The organism is Microcoleus sp. BROC3 (assembly GCF_036702515.1).
GTDB lineage: Bacteria > Cyanobacteriota > Cyanobacteriia > Cyanobacteriales > Microcoleaceae > Microcoleus.
On the sequence record NZ_JAUBTQ010000147.1, the window covers coordinates 1 to 2574 of the forward strand.

The window sequence follows — 2574 nt, forward strand, 5'->3', positions numbered from 1 at the left end:
GAACCACGCCCAACTGATGCGCTCCATTGAACTGATTGGAATGCGAATGTCGCCACTCTTGAACAATTAAAATATGCGGGCATGGTTCAACTCAAGTTCCGCTAGGGTAACAAGACAGAGAGAACGGATATGAAATTGGTTCTGCAAGTCTGTGCTGAATTGGTAAAAACAGATTTTAGCGATAACACTCTGGGATAGCTTCGCTTAGCGCAGACATTGTCCTACAAGTAGGCTTCTCCAGCCAAAGCCATTTGACGCAGCACTTCAAGTGATTCACGGGAAAGACCCCCAAGCAGATTCGCTAGCCCCATAAGAATCTAAAAATTTGTCCTAACAATACTCCGGACAGTTTTTCAAGAGGGATGCGATGGCTTCGGCAAGCAACGCTTACGAAATAAATCACAGAAGCGAAAAAAGTGAGTGCAATCTGAACCCAAAATGAACAAAAAAAAAGGCGCTCTTTTAGGTTAAGCTATAAAAACACACAAGCTTAACAGATTGCCTTATGAAGATTATTGAATCCATCTTACAACAAATGCCAGGGATTAGTCAACCCCAAAAGAAGTTTTTAATCACTTTATTCTCAACTATTTTACTGAGCTATGGCAAAATCAACTTCACGAATCTCAGTCGTTATAGTTGTTTGAGTGAAAAAACTTACCGTCGTCACTTTCTCAAAACATTTAACTTTCCACAATTAAATCACTATTTCCTAGAAAAAGCCTTAAATCCTGAACACACAGTCATTGCTGTTATTGATTGTTCTTTTTTAAGAAAAAGTGGCAAAAAAACTGACGGCAAAGCTTATTTTTATAATGGTGTAGCGGGAAAATCGGAAGAGGGATTGGAAATTTCTGTGATTTCTATTGTCGAAATTGAGACTCGTTTATCTTATAGTTTAAGTGTACAACAAACTCCATCACGCCCTCAAATAAAGCCTGCGAAAAAGCTGCCCCAAAAACCGAAGAATTGCGGGTCAAGAAAAACTCGCAAAAAACCTGACTCTCAAAGTTCAAAACCTGACCTCACAAGAGTTGATGACTATGCACAACATCTAAAGAATACTCGCTGTTACTTCCCAACTACTGTACGTTATTTGGTGGCTGATGGCTATTACTATCGCTCTAAATTCTGGGAGGCTGTGCGGGACTTAAATTTAGACTTTATTGGCAAGTTAAGAAGTGATGCTAACCTACGCTATCTCTATAGCAATCCTAAATGATTATCAAGACTATGATACAATTATATGCAATACTCGCTCGTGAATAAAAAGATGAATAACTTAAAACTGCCCCTCAAAGATATGGAAAAGGAAATAACTCAATTAAGTAAGTCGGTGGAAATATTTACCAATATGTAACAAAAGATTAAGTAACTTGATTGGAGTTAAATTTAACACGTTCTGTAGTATAGTTTCCTCTTTCTGCTCTAACTTCTACCCCATGAATTACAGCATAAGCCAGCTCTAATTCATCCTCAAACATTTTTCCGGCTAATTCATTTTTTTTGATATGTTGCCACTCCAATTCAATTGGATTCATTTCTGAACAATATTTAGGCAAAAAGAAGATGTATAAACCCTGACTTTCCCACTTCGACCATAATTGTTGGACTTCAAGACATCGGTGTATCGGACCGTTGTCTTGTACTATGACCCTGATTCGTCCAAGAGCCGCCGACTCTTCGGCTTCTTTTTCCATCATCTGAATATAAGATTTTCGGCCGACTCCCCCAATCACCAAACCGTAAACAAAGCTGATTAATGGTTGAAAAAATCCGATAATGCTTAACCTACGACCTCGACGTAAGGTTTGTTCTATCTTTTTTTGTTCACCTCGTTGATAATAAGTATAACCAGGCTCACTCCAAGCACAAAATCCTGATTCATCTAAATACTTTAAGTCTATTTCTCCCGCCGCCGCCGCTAACTCCAACATATCTAGGTCTGTCTGCTTGATTTTTTGTACTACGGGGTCTTGTTTACCTTTATGACTTTTTCTCGCTCGTTTCCAAATGAGCCCTTTTTTTTTAGTACCCGTCTTAACCTGTCGGAACCTAGATGTATATTACGCTCTCTCTCTAATTTTTGAGCTAATTGGGAACTGTTATATGTACGTGGTTCCTCCTTTAGGCATTTTTCTAAAAATACGATGTCTTCTTCACTCCATCGAGGTTTTCTGCCTCGACCTGGCAATTCCCAAAGCCCTTCCATGCCTAGCTTTTTCCATTTATGTAAGACCTCTCTCACTGTTTGTGGAGTCCAATTAAAATGAACAGCTATTTTTTCCACGTACCACCCATGTGCATTTAGCCTGATTACAGAAGCTCTGTCTTTGACTTTCTGTGGTACATCCTCAGTTCTAAGTTTTAATAAGGTTTGATCTTGTGAAGGAGTCAAAAATATTCTTAAACGAGCGCCCATATCTGAGTTACCTCGGTAGATATATATCCATGTTTACATATTTTTACATAGTTTGGTTTTTTTGTACCTACCTACTTAGAATCTTTCATTAAAAGTGATATCGATGCTGTGAGAACTTAAACGAGCAATAGCTGTAAGGATGGCTGTCGAAG

At 38.6% G+C, this 2574-nt stretch carries 2 protein-coding genes; one reads left to right on the plus strand and one right to left on the minus strand.

Annotation, left to right across the window (positions count from 1 at the left end):
- Positions 1-505 precede the first annotated feature (505 nt).
- Positions 506-1222, plus strand: coding sequence for a transposase (locus QUB30_RS33235; RefSeq protein WP_333342547.1), 717 nt, complete (start codon positions 506-508; stop codon positions 1220-1222).
- Positions 1223-1367: 145 nt separating this feature from the next.
- Here QUB30_RS33235 and QUB30_RS33240 read toward each other — a convergent pair.
- Positions 1368-2422, minus strand: a protein-coding gene (locus QUB30_RS33240; RefSeq protein ID WP_333342549.1) for an IS630 family transposase whose coding sequence is annotated in 2 segments (ribosomal slippage) — positions 1368-2027 and positions 2030-2422 — 1053 coding nt in all. Because the reading frame shifts where the segments join, the coding sequence is not laid out codon by codon here.
- Positions 2423-2574 lie beyond the last annotated feature (152 nt).